This window comes from Bacteroides fragilis NCTC 9343 (assembly GCF_000025985.1).
In the GTDB taxonomy this organism is placed as follows: domain Bacteria; phylum Bacteroidota; class Bacteroidia; order Bacteroidales; family Bacteroidaceae; genus Bacteroides; species Bacteroides fragilis.
This window is the reverse complement of the sequence record NC_003228.3, coordinates 3,059,733-3,073,780: the sequence shown is the minus strand read 5'-3', so window position 1 is coordinate 3,073,780 and position 14,048 is coordinate 3,059,733. Positions and strand designations below refer to the sequence as shown.

General features: G+C 42.2%; 13 protein-coding genes. 10 read left to right on the top strand and 3 right to left on the bottom strand.

All coding sequences use genetic code 11. The features are described 5' to 3' along the window. Positions 1-52: 52 nt before the first annotated feature. From BF9343_RS12620 to BF9343_RS12600, 5 genes are all read left to right on the top strand, one after another. On the top strand, positions 53-1,351 hold the full coding sequence (locus tag BF9343_RS12620; protein WP_005788204.1) for a phenylacetate--CoA ligase family protein: 1,299 nt from the start codon (positions 53-55) through the stop codon (positions 1,349-1,351). Positions 1,352-1,378: 27 nt separating this feature from the next. Next, positions 1,379-1,804, top strand: coding sequence for a hypothetical protein (locus tag BF9343_RS12615; RefSeq protein WP_005778250.1), 426 nt, complete (start codon positions 1,379-1,381; stop codon positions 1,802-1,804). A 187-nt stretch (positions 1,805-1,991) separates the two neighbouring features. Further along, the gene (locus tag BF9343_RS12610; protein ID WP_005788200.1) at positions 1,992-2,795 is read left to right on the top strand and encodes an outer membrane protein assembly factor BamD; all 804 of its coding nucleotides are present in this window, start codon (positions 1,992-1,994) and stop codon (positions 2,793-2,795) included. 15 nt (positions 2,796-2,810) lie between these two features. Then, entirely contained in the window at positions 2,811-3,146 is a 336-nt protein-coding gene (locus BF9343_RS12605; RefSeq protein WP_005788198.1) for a DNA-directed RNA polymerase subunit omega, read from the top strand. A gap of 109 nt (positions 3,147-3,255) precedes the next feature. Further along, the gene (locus BF9343_RS12600) at positions 3,256-3,705 is read left to right on the top strand and encodes a DUF4293 domain-containing protein (RefSeq protein ID WP_005788196.1); all 450 of its coding nucleotides are present in this window, start codon (positions 3,256-3,258) and stop codon (positions 3,703-3,705) included. Positions 3,706-3,786: 81 nt separating this feature from the next. On the opposite strand, the gene BF9343_RS12595 is transcribed toward BF9343_RS12600, so the two are convergent. Both BF9343_RS12595 and BF9343_RS12590 read right to left on the bottom strand, forming a co-directional pair. Continuing rightward, a complete protein-coding gene (locus tag BF9343_RS12595) occupies positions 3,787-4,494 on the bottom strand; it encodes a porin family protein (RefSeq protein WP_005788195.1) in 708 nt (235 codons plus the stop codon). Continuing rightward, positions 4,491-6,260, bottom strand: a complete 1,770-nt coding sequence (locus BF9343_RS12590; RefSeq protein WP_005793408.1) for a LysM peptidoglycan-binding domain-containing protein — start codon at positions 6,258-6,260, stop codon at positions 4,491-4,493. The genes BF9343_RS12595 and BF9343_RS12590 overlap by 4 nt, the downstream gene beginning before the upstream one ends. Positions 6,261-6,436: 176 nt before the next feature. Here BF9343_RS12590 and uvrA point away from each other — a divergent pair, with 176 nt between their 5' ends. The 3 genes from uvrA to BF9343_RS12575 all read left to right on the top strand — a co-directional run bounded on the left by uvrA (position 6,437) and on the right by BF9343_RS12575 (position 11,720). After that, positions 6,437-9,265, top strand: coding sequence for an excinuclease ABC subunit UvrA (gene uvrA / locus BF9343_RS12585; RefSeq protein WP_005788190.1), 2,829 nt, complete (start codon positions 6,437-6,439; stop codon positions 9,263-9,265). Between the two features lie 255 nt (positions 9,266-9,520). Further along, positions 9,521-10,000 carry a Cys-tRNA(Pro) deacylase gene (gene ybaK / locus BF9343_RS12580; protein WP_005788187.1) on the top strand — a complete coding sequence of 160 codons (480 nt, stop codon included), beginning with the start codon at positions 9,521-9,523 and terminating at the stop codon, positions 9,998-10,000. Positions 10,001-10,061: 61 nt separating this feature from the next. After that, positions 10,062-11,720 carry a peptide MFS transporter gene (locus BF9343_RS12575; RefSeq protein ID WP_005788185.1) on the top strand — a complete coding sequence of 553 codons (1,659 nt, stop codon included), beginning with the start codon at positions 10,062-10,064 and terminating at the stop codon, positions 11,718-11,720. 111 nt (positions 11,721-11,831) lie between these two features. Here BF9343_RS12575 and BF9343_RS12570 read toward each other — a convergent pair whose 3' ends face one another. Beyond that, a complete protein-coding gene (locus BF9343_RS12570) occupies positions 11,832-12,329 on the bottom strand; it encodes a GNAT family N-acetyltransferase (RefSeq protein WP_005788183.1) in 498 nt (165 codons plus the stop codon). A 161-nt stretch (positions 12,330-12,490) separates the two neighbouring features. On the opposite strand from BF9343_RS12570, the gene BF9343_RS12565 reads away from it, so the two are divergent. Beyond that, positions 12,491-12,826 carry a PadR family transcriptional regulator gene (locus BF9343_RS12565; protein WP_005788181.1) on the top strand — a complete coding sequence of 112 codons (336 nt, stop codon included), beginning with the start codon at positions 12,491-12,493 and terminating at the stop codon, positions 12,824-12,826. 12 nt (positions 12,827-12,838) lie between these two features. Continuing rightward, complete coding sequence (locus tag BF9343_RS12560) at positions 12,839-13,918, top strand: PspC domain-containing protein (protein WP_008769001.1); 1,080 nt, start codon at positions 12,839-12,841, stop codon at positions 13,916-13,918. Positions 13,919-14,048 lie beyond the last annotated feature (130 nt).

Genomic DNA, 14,048 nt, shown 5'->3' with positions numbered 1-14,048 from the left:
AAAATAAATCCTTTACTTTGCACAACATAACTAACAAAATACAACGAAAGACATGATTTGGAATGAGAGCATCGAATGCATGGAACGCGACAATTTGCATAAAATCCAGAGCATTAGACTGAAGAAAATAGTAGAATACGTTTATCATAATACGCCGTTCTATCGTAAAAAAATGCAAGAGTTGGGCATCACACCCGATGATATTAACGGGATAGAAGATATATCCAAATTACCATTTACCACTAAATTAGATTTACGCGACAATTATCCGTTTGGCTTATGCGCTGTACCCATGAGCCAGATCGTTCGTATCCATGCGTCCTCCGGTACTACCGGGAAACCGACTGTAGTGGGATATACCCGTAAGGACTTATCGACTTGGGCAGAATGTCTGTCGCGTGCCTTCACAGCTTATGGTGCCGGCCGTTCTGATATATTTCAGGTATCTTACGGTTACGGTTTGTTTACGGGCGGACTGGGTGCACATGCCGGTGCCGAGAATATCGGAGCGTCGGTTATCCCCATGTCAAGTGGTAATACGGAAAAGCAGATTACATTGATGCATGATTTTGGCTCGACTGTGTTATGTTGTACACCGTCTTATGCTCTTTATCTGGCTGATGCGATTAATGACTCAGGTTTTCCACGCGAAGAATTTAAACTGAAGGCGGGTGCTTTCGGTGCGGAACCCTGGACGGAAAGTATGCGTAAAGACATCGAAACCAAATTGGGCATTAAGGCTTATGATATATATGGATTGAGTGAAATTGCAGGTCCCGGTGTTGGATATGAATGTGAATGCCAGAATGGTACGCACTTGAATGAAGATCACTTCTTCCCTGAAATAATAGACCCGCATACATTGCAGCCTGTAGAACCCGGACAGACCGGGGAACTTGTTTTTACCCATCTAACGAAAGAAGGTATGCCTTTATTGCGCTACAGGACAAAAGATCTGACGGCTTTGCATTATGAAAAATGTTCTTGCGGACGTACTTTGGTGCGTATGGACCGCATCTTGGGACGTAGTGACGATATGCTTATTATCCGTGGAGTCAATGTATTCCCGACACAGATAGAATCTGTTATTCTGGAAATGGCGGAATTCGAGCCACATTATCTGTTGACCATTGACCGCAAGAACAATACGGATACTATGGAACTGAAGGTTGAGGTTCGTCCTGACTATTATTCGGATGAAATTAACAAGATGCTGGCTTTAAAGAAGAAATTGACAGGTCGCTTACAAAGTGTATTAGGTCTGGGAGTAGACGTGAAGCTGGTAGAGCCGCGCAGCATTGAACGCAGTGTGGGCAAAGCGAAGCGTGTGATTGATAATAGAAAACTATAACGAATATTAAATATAAAGTCATTTATTATGGTAGCAAAACAACTTTCCATTTTTTTGGAAAATAAATCAGGCCGACTGACAGAGGTGACTGAAGTATTGGCAAAGGAAGGTATTAATCTTTCTGCTCTTTGCATTGCTGAAAATGCCGACTTTGGTATTCTCCGGGGGATTGTTTCCGATCCGGATAAAGCTTATAAAGCTTTAAAAGATAATCATTTTGCAGTGAATGTGACAGAAGTGGTAGGCATCAACTGTCCTAACGTGCCCGGTGCGTTAGCCAAAGTATTGCAATACCTTTCCAATGAAGGAGTTTTTATTGAATATATGTATTCATTTGCCAATAATAACTCTGCAAATGTGATTATCCGTCCTAATGATATGGAAAACTGTATCCGTGTGTTGACGGAAAAGAAAGTTGACTTGTTGGCGGCAAGCGACTTGTATAAACTGTAAAATCTGTGACTAAGTGGTGGATGGTTAATGAATAGCTGCTATATTGTTTATAAATTAACCATCCATCAATGCTTATTCGCCATTCGTAACTAAACTCTATTCTTCCATTCTTTTTTATCTTAAAAAACATTGATTAATTGGTTTATTCAGCGCGAATCTTTAACTTTGCGCATTATTTAAATACAGAATGAAGAAGAACATCATTATAACGCTGCTTGCAGCTACTGTTTTATCCTCGTGTGGAGAGTACAATAAGTTGCTAAAAAGCACTGATTACGAATACAAGTATGAGGCCGCTAAGAACTACTTCGCCAAGGGTCAGTATAATCGGTCGGCTACATTGCTGAACGAGTTGATAACTATCTTGAAAGGTGGTGATAAGGCAGAAGAATCATTATACATGTTGGCTATGAGTTATTATAATCAGAAAGACTATTCTACTGCCGCACAGTCGTTTATCACTTATTTTAATACATATCCACGTGGTCAGTTCTCTGAATTGGCTCGTTTTCATGCAGGCAAAGCTTTGTTCTTGGATACTCCGGAACCCCGATTGGATCAGTCAAGTACTTATCAGGCTATCCAGCAGTTGCAGATGTTCTTGGAATATTATCCTCAAAGCAGCAGAAAACAAGAGGCACAGAATATGATTTTTGCTTTGCAGGATAAGTTGGTTTTGAAAGAACTTTATTCAGCGAGATTATATTATAATCTGGGTAATTATATGGGCAACAACTATCTGTCTTGTGTAATCACAGCACAGAATGCTTTAAAAGATTATCCTTATACTGATTATCGTGAGGATTTATCTATTTTGATTCTCCGTGCCAAATATGAGATGGCAGTGAATAGTGTAGAAGATAAAAAGATGGATCGTTATCGCGAAACGGTAGACGAATATTATGCTTTTAAAAATGAATTTCCGGAAAGTAAATATCTGAAGGAAGCCGAAAGGATTTTCAAAGATTCTCAAAAAGTAATTAAAGACTAAATTATAAATAGATTTATGGATTACAAAAAAACAAATGCTCCGACGAATACCATTACCCGTGATATGATGGACTTGTGTGCCGATACCGGTAATGTTTACGAAACAGTGGCTATCATTGGTAAGCGTGCCAATCAGATTAGTGTGGAAATAAAAAATGACCTTTCCAAGAAACTTGCGGAGTTTGCTTCTTACAACGACAATCTGGAGGAAGTGTTTGAAAACAGAGAGCAGATCGAAATTTCACGTTATTACGAGAAATTGCCGAAACCCAATCTGATTGCTGCGCAGGAATATGTAGAAGGAAAGATCTATTATAGAAACCCGGCGAAGGAGAAAGAAAAATTACAGTAATTTACTTCGCTGATTGAAGAGCTAAGAGTCAAGTAGTAAGTAGGAGTCTATTCTTCTATCTCTTATTGCTTGACTTTTTTATTCCGGATTAAACACAACTTTAAAAACTATGATTCAACGAATTCAAACGATTTATCTTTTACTTGTTACTGCATTATTGATAACAAGTATGTGTCTGCCTGTAGGCAGCTTTATAGGTGCTGATGCTGCAATGTATGTTTTTAAACCATTGGGGGTAGAGATGAACGGTACACTTTATTCTACATGGGGGGTATTTGGTATCTTGTTGCTCAGTGCAATCATTGCATTCGCTACGATCTTTCTGTTCAAGAACCGTATGTTGCAAATTCGTATGACGATATTCAATAGTATTCTGCTGATTGGTTATTATCTTACTTTTCTTGCCTTCATGTTTGTCCTGAAGAAAGATCTGAGTGCTACTTTCCAGATATCATGGGCATTATGCCTGCCGTTAATTTCGATTATTCTGAATTGGCTGGCGGTCCGTGCGATAGGACGAGATGAAGTGATGGTAAAGGCTGCCGATCGTCTCCGATAAAAATAGAATCGCCACAAAGGATTTAGAAATTATTCTCTATAAACTCTAAATCCTTTGTGGCGATTTTGTATATATGCTTTTCTACTTCTTTATATCAAACAGATAAGTGATTTTGGCTGTAATGGTACTATTGGCAGAGCGCGAGAAATAATCTTTTTTGGTACTGTTGTAGAAGTCGGCCAGTCCAAAATAATATCTGCCTTCCAAAAGGAAATTACCGGCTTTAGTCCTGACTTCAATGCCTCCTCCTCCTACAATTCCGTAATCAAACTTATTTTCAACCCATTTACCGTATTGTTCATTGGGTGCCCGATTCGCGGTTTCCCAAGTACCTTTTCTTTTTTCGCTCTCGTTTAACAAGAGGCCGATTTGTGGCCCTAGGTTCACGAAAAATTGTACCCCTTTGTCTTTGCCAAAGGCCAGATGGGCAAGGAAAGGAATCTCAAGATAGTTCATGGTACGGACATAAGAGTCTTCGGAAGAGAATCCCTGTTCCGGATCGAATTTTTCGTCCCATCCGCGTTGAGAAAAGTTAAGTTCCAATTGTGCACCACAGATCATAGCGAAGTATTTTTCGGAAATGTAGCGTGCTGTGACACCTCCGGTAATTCCCAAAAGACCGTTTTGCTTGATGGTGGGCTGGAAAGAAACAGTGCTGTAATTAGCACCGCCATTGATTCCGATTGCAAAATTATGTCGTTGTTCGCCTATCTGGGCTTTTGCCGGCAGGGTAATGCCTGCCAGCAAAATGGCTCCCAGTAAGAGTGATTTCAGTTGATCCCTTTTCATTCGAAGTCAAGTTTAATCAATTCAAAGTTCTTTGTGAAATGAACAAAGAATACTTTCTTGTTCACAAATCCTCCCCAGTTGTTGACACGTTGGAATTTAAATCCGGTCTGGATAGGAGTCAAATCCATTTGCGGAAGGTTCTTTTCCAGTTCGGAACCGTATTTAGACAGTCCTTTAAGGAAGAAGTATCCAGTGTCAAAGCCCAGCATACCGTACTTCGGATACCGTTCCTCCATCTCTTTACTGTACCATTTGCGATATGCCTGAGTGAAGTTGATGGCGGCCGGTAATAGATTGTTCGTGTAGAATGACGAGTAAAAATAGGTATCCAATTCAAAGAAACTTTCCAAATGGTCTTTTGTATATGTCTGCCATTCCGGATAACCGAATAAATGAATACGTGCTTCCGGATTGTCTCTAACGAGTAATGTCAATTGAGGAATGATTCTCAGAAGCGTCAGATCATTGCCCGAAGTCGGAATGAAGAAATTCTCCTTGTCATTGTGCAGAGCTGCTTTTAGAGTTTCTACCGGGGCATTTTCTTTCAATGTCTTTACGGGTATACCTTTGCTTCCCAATTCTTGTTTCAGACCTTTGATAAACTCTACTTTATCTTTATCTACAACCGCTGATTCCAGAAGAATCACGTTGGCGTTTGGAAATTGGCGTGTAAAGTGCTCGTATACTTCCGAATACAGATAAGATTGCGGAGTATTGATCTGGTAGATAAACGGGTTGTTGAATACTTCTCCCTCTTTTGAGGAAAAAGGAATGACCAGGCGTATATCGTTTTTCTTGGCAAAGGCTGCCAATGGTTTGATGTGTTGTTGTTGCGCCGGACCGAAGATCACATTCATATTTTTCATCTCGCTTTTGGCCAGAATGCTGTTCAGCGACGAACTTTCTTTATTGCAATCGTATACATACAGGTCGATTGAAGTTCCGGTACGTTTCAGACTGTCAACTGCCATCAGGAAACCTTCGTAATATTCTACCATCCGTTTGTCGTCAAATGGTAACAGGAGGGCCGCTTTGATAGTAGAAATGCTCTTAGGAACTTCTTTGTTTTCACGGAACAATTCGCTGTCACTTGGCGGTATGATGTTGGCATCTGTTTTGGGGACAGTGACTGTCGGTTTTTCAGACGGGTAGGGGATACAGAGAAATTGCCCTTTTTTCATGCCATTCTTTAATTCTGGATTGGCAGCAATCAGTTCTTGTTCGGAAATGCCATATTCACGGCTGACGCTGAAAATGGTTTCTCTGCGTTTCACCTTATGCATATCTTTACAGCGTGGCTTGACGGCCGGTTGCATAGCAGGCTCTGAGGGAGCTGCCACTACAGCTTCTACGGTCGAATCGATAGCCTCGGCAGCCGAAGGAATACGGATAACTTGTCCGATGCGGAAGTTCTCCGCGCTTAATCCGGGGTTAGCGTCACAGATAGCCTTGGCAGAAACTTTATAGGTCGTTGTCAGCCGATAGAGTGTCTCGCCCGGCTGGATCGTATGAAAGGTTTCACCTTTTTGAGCAGTTTTGTTCTGTGGGATTTTAATGGCTTGTCCTGCGTAGATTTTGTCCTCACAACCGGGATTCAGTCGGATAATATCTGCTTTGCTGACTCCATACATGCTTGAGATGGAGTATAAACTTTGGCCCTTTTCAATGGTGTGCAGGAAGTAGGATTGGTTCTCTTGTGCAAAGGTGCTTAAATAGGAAACACTTATAAAGGACAGGAGAAAGAAGATTCGTTTGATTGATTTCATCAATTTATTAATCTTAATTTGTAATTTTTACTATTCAATTCTCAATTGATTACGGCAAAGGTACGAATAATGTCATACATTCACATAATATATTGAGTTAAGAAAATAATATTGTGTTTTTTAAAACTATATTTCGGGCGGAAACATTAATTTTGCAGCTCAATAAAAGTTAGAATATGCAGGAAACAGAATATATAAATGTGTATGGTGCGCGCGTACACAATCTGAAAGACATTGATGCGGAAATACCACGTAATAGCCTGACTGTAATTACCGGACTTAGTGGAAGCGGGAAGTCATCTCTTGCTTTCGATACGATATTTGCAGAAGGACAGCGCCGCTATATTGAAACTTTTTCGGCTTATGCCCGCAACTTTTTGGGCAATCTGGAGCGTCCGGATGTAGATAAGATAACAGGATTGAGTCCGGTTATTTCCATTGAACAGAAAACTACGAACAAAAATCCCCGTTCTACGGTCGGAACCACTACGGAGATTTACGACTATCTACGTTTGCTTTATGCCCGTGCCGGAATAGCTTATTCTTATCTTTCGGGAGAAAAGATGGTGAAATACACCGAAGAACAGATATTGGAACTTATTCTGAAAGATTATAAAGGGAAGAAAATCTATATGCTGGCCCCTCTGGTGCGTTCGCGTAAGGGACATTATAAAGAACTCTTTGAACAAATCCGGAAAAAAGGATACCTGTATGTCCGTATCGACGGGGAGGTTCGTGAGATTACACATGGTCTGAAACTGGATCGTTATAAGAATCATGATATTGAAGTAGTCGTTGACAAACTGATCGTAGAAGATAAGGATGATAAACGGTTGAAACAGAGTGTTGCCACCGCCATGCGTCAGGGAGACGGATTGCTGATGATTCTCGATGCACAGACAGAGAGTATCCGACACTATAGCAAACGCTTGATGTGTCCTGTTACGGGATTGTCGTACCGGGAGCCGGCTCCGCATAATTTTTCGTTCAACTCCCCGCAAGGTGCTTGTCCGCGTTGTAAAGGATTGGGAGTAGTTAGCCAGATTGATGTGGATAAAGTGATTCCCAATAAAGAGATGTCGATCTATGAAGGGGCAATAGCTCCTTTGGGTAAATATAAGAATGCGATGATTTTCTGGCAGATCGGTGCTCTGCTGGAGAAGTACGATGCGTCACTGAAGACTCCGGTAAAAGACCTGCCCAATGATGCTATTGATGAAATTCTGTATGGTTCGGATGAACGTATCAAAATAAAAAGCTCATTGATAGGTACTTCTTCCGACTATTTTGTAACGTATGAAGGAGTTGTGAAGTATATCCAGATGTTGCAAGAGAAAGACGCTTCGGCCACTGCTCAGAAATGGGCGGAACAGTTCGCTAAAACTACGGTTTGTCCTGAATGTAAGGGGGCGAAGTTGAATAAGGAGGCGCTTCATTTCCGTATCCATGACAAAAACATCAATGAACTCTCTAATATGGACATCAACGAGCTGTATGACTGGTTGATGAAAGTAGATAAGTTCCTGACAGATAAACAGAAAACGATTGCCGCCGAGATTCTGAAGGAGATACGTACCCGCTTGAAATTCCTGTTGGATGTGGGGTTGGATTATCTTTCGTTAAATCGCAGCTCGGTCAGTCTGTCCGGAGGAGAAAGTCAGCGTATCCGTCTGGCCACACAAATTGGGTCTCAGTTGGTCAATGTGCTTTATATTCTTGACGAGCCGAGTATCGGATTGCATCAACGTGATAACTTGCGGCTGATTAATTCTCTGAAAGAACTGCGTGATATGGGTAACTCCGTGATCGTGGTAGAGCATGACAAAGACATGATGCTTGCTGCCGACTACGTGATCGATATGGGACCTAAGGCCGGACGATTGGGAGGAGAAGTCGTTTTTGCCGGTACTCCTGAAGAGATGTTGAAGACCAGTACACTGACTTCGCAGTACCTTAACGGACAAACGGCTATCGAAGTACCTTCTAAGAGACGTCCCGGAAACGGCAAGTCTTTATGGTTACGGGGCGCGAAAGGGAATAACCTGAAAAATGTGGATGTGGAATTTCCGTTGGGTAAATTAATTTGTGTAACCGGAGTTTCCGGTAGTGGCAAATCGACTCTGATTAATGAAACTTTGCAACCGATACTTTCGCAAAAATTCTATCGTTCTTTGCAGGATCCTTTGGAATATGATTCGATCGAAGGACTTGAGAATATAGATAAGGTGGTTAATGTGGACCAGTCCCCTTTGGGGCGTACCCCACGTTCCAATCCGGCTACTTATACTGGGGTCTTTTCTGATATCCGGAGTCTGTTTGTCGGACTGCCGGAAGCTAAGATCCGCGGTTATAAGCCCGGCCGGTTCTCTTTCAATGTGTCCGGTGGCCGCTGCGAGGCATGTTCCGGTAACGGCTACAAAACGATTGAAATGAATTTCTTACCCGATGTATACGTTCCGTGCGAAGTCTGTCATGGTAAACGCTATAACCGTGAAACGCTGGAAGTACGTTTTAAGGGAAAATCTATTGCTGATGTGCTGGATATGACTATTAATCGTGCAGTAGAGTTCTTTGAGAATGTTCCTCAGATCCTGAATAAGATCAAGACTATCCAAGATGTAGGATTGGGGTATATCAAACTGGGACAATCGTCAACAACTCTTTCGGGAGGTGAGAGCCAGCGTGTGAAATTGGCTACTGAACTTTCAAAACGAGATACCGGAAAGACTTTGTATATTCTTGATGAACCGACTACCGGCCTGCATTTTGAAGACATACGTGTGTTGATGGGAGTCCTGAATAAATTGGTAGATAAAGGCAATACCGTGATCGTTATTGAACACAACCTGGATGTGATTAAGATGGCGGATTACATAATAGATATGGGGCCTGAAGGTGGTAAGGGAGGAGGAGAACTTCTCAGTTTCGGAACACCGGAAGAAGTTGCGAAGAGCAACAAAGGATATACTCCGAAGTTTCTTCGCGAGGAATTGAAAATCAATTAAAAATTCATATTGTATGATGAGGATATGTCAAAATTCGTATTCGCCACCGATTACACAGATAAATATTATTGGCTGTCAGTAGACTAAAAAACGTTCAGTGTAAATCTGTGTGATCTGTGGTGAGTTATGACACACCTTCATCGTATTTGTCCGAGGTTAACTTCGTGATTGCAGGAAGTTAACTTCGTAAAGTTACATTATTAACTTACTAATGGGCAGCTCCTCTCTGTGGCTGCCGAAATACACATATTGTCTATGAAAATCAATAAGACCAATGCCGCCCGTCTACTGGATAAGGCCAAGATTGCCTATGAACTTATTCCTTACGAGGTAGACGAAAGCGATCTGAGTGCCGTGCATGTAGCGGCAAGTTTGGGAGAGAATATTAATCAGGTTTTTAAAACCCTCGTACTTCACGGTGATAAAACGGGATATTTTGTTTGTGTAATTCCAGGAGATCAGGAAGTGAACCTGAAGCTTGCTGCTAAAGTGTCCGGCAATAAAAGTTGCGATATGATCCCTATGAAAGAGCTTCTGTCCGTCACCGGATATATCCGGGGTGCCTGTTCGCCCATCGGAATGAAAAAGCATTTTCCTACCTATATTCATGAAACCTGTCTGGGCTTTCCGTATATTTATGTAAGTGCAGGGCAGAGAGGATTGCAGATAAAAATAGACCCTAAAGAGCTAATAAACGAGGTTCGGGCGGAAGTTTGTGTATTATATACTGTTTAATTTCAGTAAAAAGTATATATTTGCAAAAAATATCTATTTAATAATCTAATATTCTAATTTTATGTTTGAAGGACAACCTAAGGGTTTGTATGCTCTGGCACTTGCCAACACAGGCGAGCGATTCGGTTACTACACCATGCTTGCGATTTTTACTTTGTTTTTACAAGCAAAGTTTGGTTACACTGCTGCTGAAACTTCTACTATTTTCGGATGTTTTCTGGCTGCTGTTTATTTTATCCCCTTCTTTGGCGGTATTCTTGCCGATAAGTTTGGTTATGGTAAGATGGTGACAATGGGTATTGTGGTCATGTTTATTGGCTATGCGCTGCTCGCCATCCCGACTTCCGATAACTCCGGCAAAATAATGATGTTCGGTGCGTTGGCCCTGATTGCTTGCGGTACCGGTCTTTTTAAAGGTAATTTACAGGTGATGGTGGGTAATTTGTATGATGCCCCCGAATATAGTTCCAAACGCGACACTGCATTCAGTATTTTCTATATGGCTATCAATATTGGCGCAATGTATGCTCCGACAGCCGCAACGAAAGTAACCAATTATATGTTGGGCAAGGCAGGTCTGTCGTATGTCCCTCAGATTCCTTCATTGGCACATCAATATCTCGATGGAACAATCACTCCTGCCAACCAGGCTACTCTCGAATCCTTGCAGGCTGCACAAAACTTTACCGGTGACATTGCCACTTTCTGTACTACTTATATCGATAAGCTCTCCGAAGCTTACAACTATGGATTTGGTGTGGCATGTGTGTCCTTGATTATTTCTATGCTTATTTATGTAGCTTTCCGTTCTACATTCAAACATGCGGACTATAACTCTAAACAGGCTAAGCCGGCCAACGTGGTAGAAGAGAAGTTGACTCCGGAACAGACTAAACAACGTATCGTAGCTCTGTTGCTTGTGTTTGCCGTAGTTATTTTCTTCTGGATGGCTTTCCATCAGAACGGGTTGACATTGACATTCTTCGCTCGTGACTATACGGCACAAGAGGTGACCGGTCTCGACCGTCTGGGCTTCAATATCGTGAACCTGACCTTCTTGCTGATCGTTATCTACGGACTGTTTTCACTGTTTCAGGGTAAAACCGGAAAGTCGAAAACGATTGCCGGTGTAGTAGTTATGGTGGCACTCCTCTGCTTGGGATGGAGTTATACTTCTATGGATCCTACAATCAACATCCTGCCACAGATCTTCCAGCAGTTTAATCCGTTCTTCGTGATCGCTTTGACTCCGGTTTCGCTGGCAGTGTTCGGCTATCTGGCCAGAAAAGGAAAAGAACCTTCTGCACCGCGTAAAATCGGTATCGGTATGATGATTGCCGTATGTGGTTTCTTGATCATGGCTATCGGCTCTATCGGTCTGCCTACTCCGGACGCTTTGGCTGCCAGTGGCATTGAGAAGGATGCGTTGGTTTCTCCGAACTGGTTGATCTCCACTTATCTGGTTCTTACTTTTGCCGAGCTTTTCTTGTCACCGATGGGTATCTCTTTCGTTTCGAAAGTAGCTCCTCCCAAGTACAAAGGTATGATGATGGGTGGTTGGTTTGCTGCAACTGCCATTGGTAACTATCTGGTTGCCATCATCGGTTATCTGTGGGGAGGCATGCAATTGTGGATGGTATGGAGTGTGCTTATCGTATGCTGTTTGCTGGCCGCCCTGTTTATCTTCTCTATCATGAAGAAACTTGAAAAGGTAGCATAAGACCTTCGGGTTACTGACTATACACCAAACGCCCCGTTACATTACTTGTTATTTCGATAACAATATATGTAACGGGGCGTTTCTCCTATTGGCCTTTTCTTTACAGATAAATCAAAGTTCCAATCCCATAATATAGTCATTCATATAATATCCGTTTCCGATAGGGAAGTCTCCTTCCCGCAATTTCTTCATCCCTTTATGTTCGTAAAAGTGCAGCGCTTTGTTGTTTCGGTTTACATTTAGTTCCATCAGGCAGGGAGACGGGTGTATCTCTTTGATATATTGCACTGCGTGATCAAATAGTTTGCTGCCTAAATGTGCCCCCTGAAAGCCGGGGAGAACATATATTTTCTGGAGATGAAACACATCGGCATCCTGGGGCTGGACAGAGACGTAGCCGCAAGGTTCGTCTCCCTGATAGGCGATAAAGTATACATGCCCTTCTTCTTCCATTTGTTTACGGATGTTTTCGGGTGCATACATCCACTCCATCATGTAGTCAAGTTGCTCGGTCGAAAGTATTTCTTTGTAAGTGGCGGGAAATACCTGGTTTGCCAGTTCGTTAATCAGTTTGCAATCATCTGAGGTTGCTTTTCGGATAGTAAACATGTTTGTTGTATTTTTCAATTTATACGGCAAATATAGTGATAATTTGCATTTATAATAAGGTGAAAGGGACTTAATGCGTTAATTAGTATAAAAATAAGGTACTTTGTATTGCATAGTACCTTGGCAATTCCTATATTTGCTGCATCTAAAAGATAGAACTTATGAATGTAGATAATGTAAAGTCGCAAATGCGAAAGGGTATGCTGGAGTATTGCATCATGTTATTGTTGCATAAAGAGCCGGCTTATGCTTCGGATATCATTCAGAAACTGAAAGAGGCGAGGCTGATTGTGGTGGAGGGGACTTTATATCCATTGCTGACCCGGCTGAAAAATGATGATTTGCTCAGTTACGAGTGGGTTGAGTCAACACAAGGACCGCCACGCAAATATTACAAACTAACCGGGAAAGGGGAGTCTTTTCTTGGTGAACTGGAGGCTTCCTGGAAAGAACTGAATGAAACCGTGAATCATATAGCTAATAGAGAATCCATTTAAAAAGAAATAAAGATGAAAAAAACATTAACCGTAAATTTAGGCGGAACCGTTTTTCATATTGACGAAGATGCCTATCGGTTGCTTGATAATTATCTGTGCAACCTGAGACTTCACTTTCGCAAACAAGAAGGAGCAGAGGAAATTGTAAATGATATAGAGAACCGCATTTCCGAGCTTTTTGCCGAAAAGCTGTCAGCCGGTTCGCAGGTTATTACGATTGCGGATGTGGAAGAGGTGATTGCACGTATGGGTAAACCGGAAGACTTCGGCGAGGATACCGGAGAAGAGGAGCCCCAAAAGACAACCGGACAAACGGGGGTACAGCAAGGTGCGACCATTCGGCGCAGATTATATCGTAATCCTGACGATAAGATACTGGGTGGTGTAATCAGCGGGTTGGCAGCTTATCTTAATTGGGATGTCACAGTGCTCCGGCTTATCATGTTTGTGGTACTTATCTGCGGATATGGCGTGTTGATTCCTATCTATATTATTTGTTGGTTAGTTATTCCCGAAGCTCGTACGGCAGCCGAGAAGCTGAACATGCGGGGAGAGGATATCACTATCGAGAACATTGGCAGGACGGTGACCGATGGCTTTGAGAGGATGGCCAACGGTGTAAACAACTACGTAAACTCTGGTAAACCCCGTAGCTTTCTGCAGAAAGTAGGAGACGCATTGGTGTCCATTGCCGGATTCTTCCTGAAAGCTTGCCTGGTGGTTCTTGCCATTATTTGCAGCCCTGTTCTTTTTGTTCTTGCCATCGTTTTCGTTGCTCTGGTGATTGCTGCCATTGCAGTAGCCATCGGAGGTGGAGCCGCTCTTTATCAGATGTTGCCTTCGGTCGACTGGTCACCATTGATCTCTACTTCTCCGATGATGACTATCGCTGGGAGCATTGCAGGAGTTGTCTTGGCAGGTATTCCTTTAGCCGCCATCATTTTCGTGATTCTCCGGCAAATCTTCAATTGGTCTCCTATGTCATCCGGACTGAAATGGTCACTGTTGATTATATGGATACTGGCTGTCGTTATTTTTGTCATTAACCTCTCTTACCTGGGATGGCCTTATCCTTTCCTTTGGGTCGGATGACGTGAAATGCCAATTAGTTGATGATCATAGAAATGCTTCCCGTAGTGTGTCCGGGAGGCATTTTTTTTGTAATAAAAATACGGTTTTGTGCAACGAACCGCAAATCTTTTGTTATTTTTGTTTGTTACTC

Excerpts from the sequence above, each read along its gene's own strand:
- BF9343_RS12620 (WP_005788204.1), top strand. The coding sequence starts at position 53 with ATGATTTGGAATGAGAGCATCGAATGCATGGAACGCGACAATTTGCAT.
- BF9343_RS12615 (WP_005778250.1), top strand. The coding sequence starts at position 1,379 with ATGGTAGCAAAACAACTTTCCATTTTTTTGGAAAATAAATCAGGCCGA.
- BF9343_RS12610 (WP_005788200.1), top strand. The coding sequence starts at position 1,992 with ATGAAGAAGAACATCATTATAACGCTGCTTGCAGCTACTGTTTTATCC.
- BF9343_RS12605 (WP_005788198.1), top strand. The coding sequence starts at position 2,811 with ATGGATTACAAAAAAACAAATGCTCCGACGAATACCATTACCCGTGAT.
- BF9343_RS12600 (WP_005788196.1), top strand. The coding sequence starts at position 3,256 with ATGATTCAACGAATTCAAACGATTTATCTTTTACTTGTTACTGCATTA.
- BF9343_RS12595 (WP_005788195.1), bottom strand. The coding sequence starts at position 4,494 with ATGAAAAGGGATCAACTGAAATCACTCTTACTGGGAGCCATTTTGCTG.
- BF9343_RS12590 (WP_005793408.1), bottom strand. The coding sequence starts at position 6,260 with ATGAAATCAATCAAACGAATCTTCTTTCTCCTGTCCTTTATAAGTGTT.
- uvrA (WP_005788190.1), top strand. The coding sequence starts at position 6,437 with ATGCAGGAAACAGAATATATAAATGTGTATGGTGCGCGCGTACACAAT.
- ybaK (WP_005788187.1), top strand. The coding sequence starts at position 9,521 with ATGAAAATCAATAAGACCAATGCCGCCCGTCTACTGGATAAGGCCAAG.
- BF9343_RS12575 (WP_005788185.1), top strand. The coding sequence starts at position 10,062 with ATGTTTGAAGGACAACCTAAGGGTTTGTATGCTCTGGCACTTGCCAAC.
- BF9343_RS12570 (WP_005788183.1), bottom strand. The coding sequence starts at position 12,329 with ATGTTTACTATCCGAAAAGCAACCTCAGATGATTGCAAACTGATTAAC.
- BF9343_RS12565 (WP_005788181.1), top strand. The coding sequence starts at position 12,491 with ATGAATGTAGATAATGTAAAGTCGCAAATGCGAAAGGGTATGCTGGAG.
- BF9343_RS12560 (WP_008769001.1), top strand. The coding sequence starts at position 12,839 with ATGAAAAAAACATTAACCGTAAATTTAGGCGGAACCGTTTTTCATATT.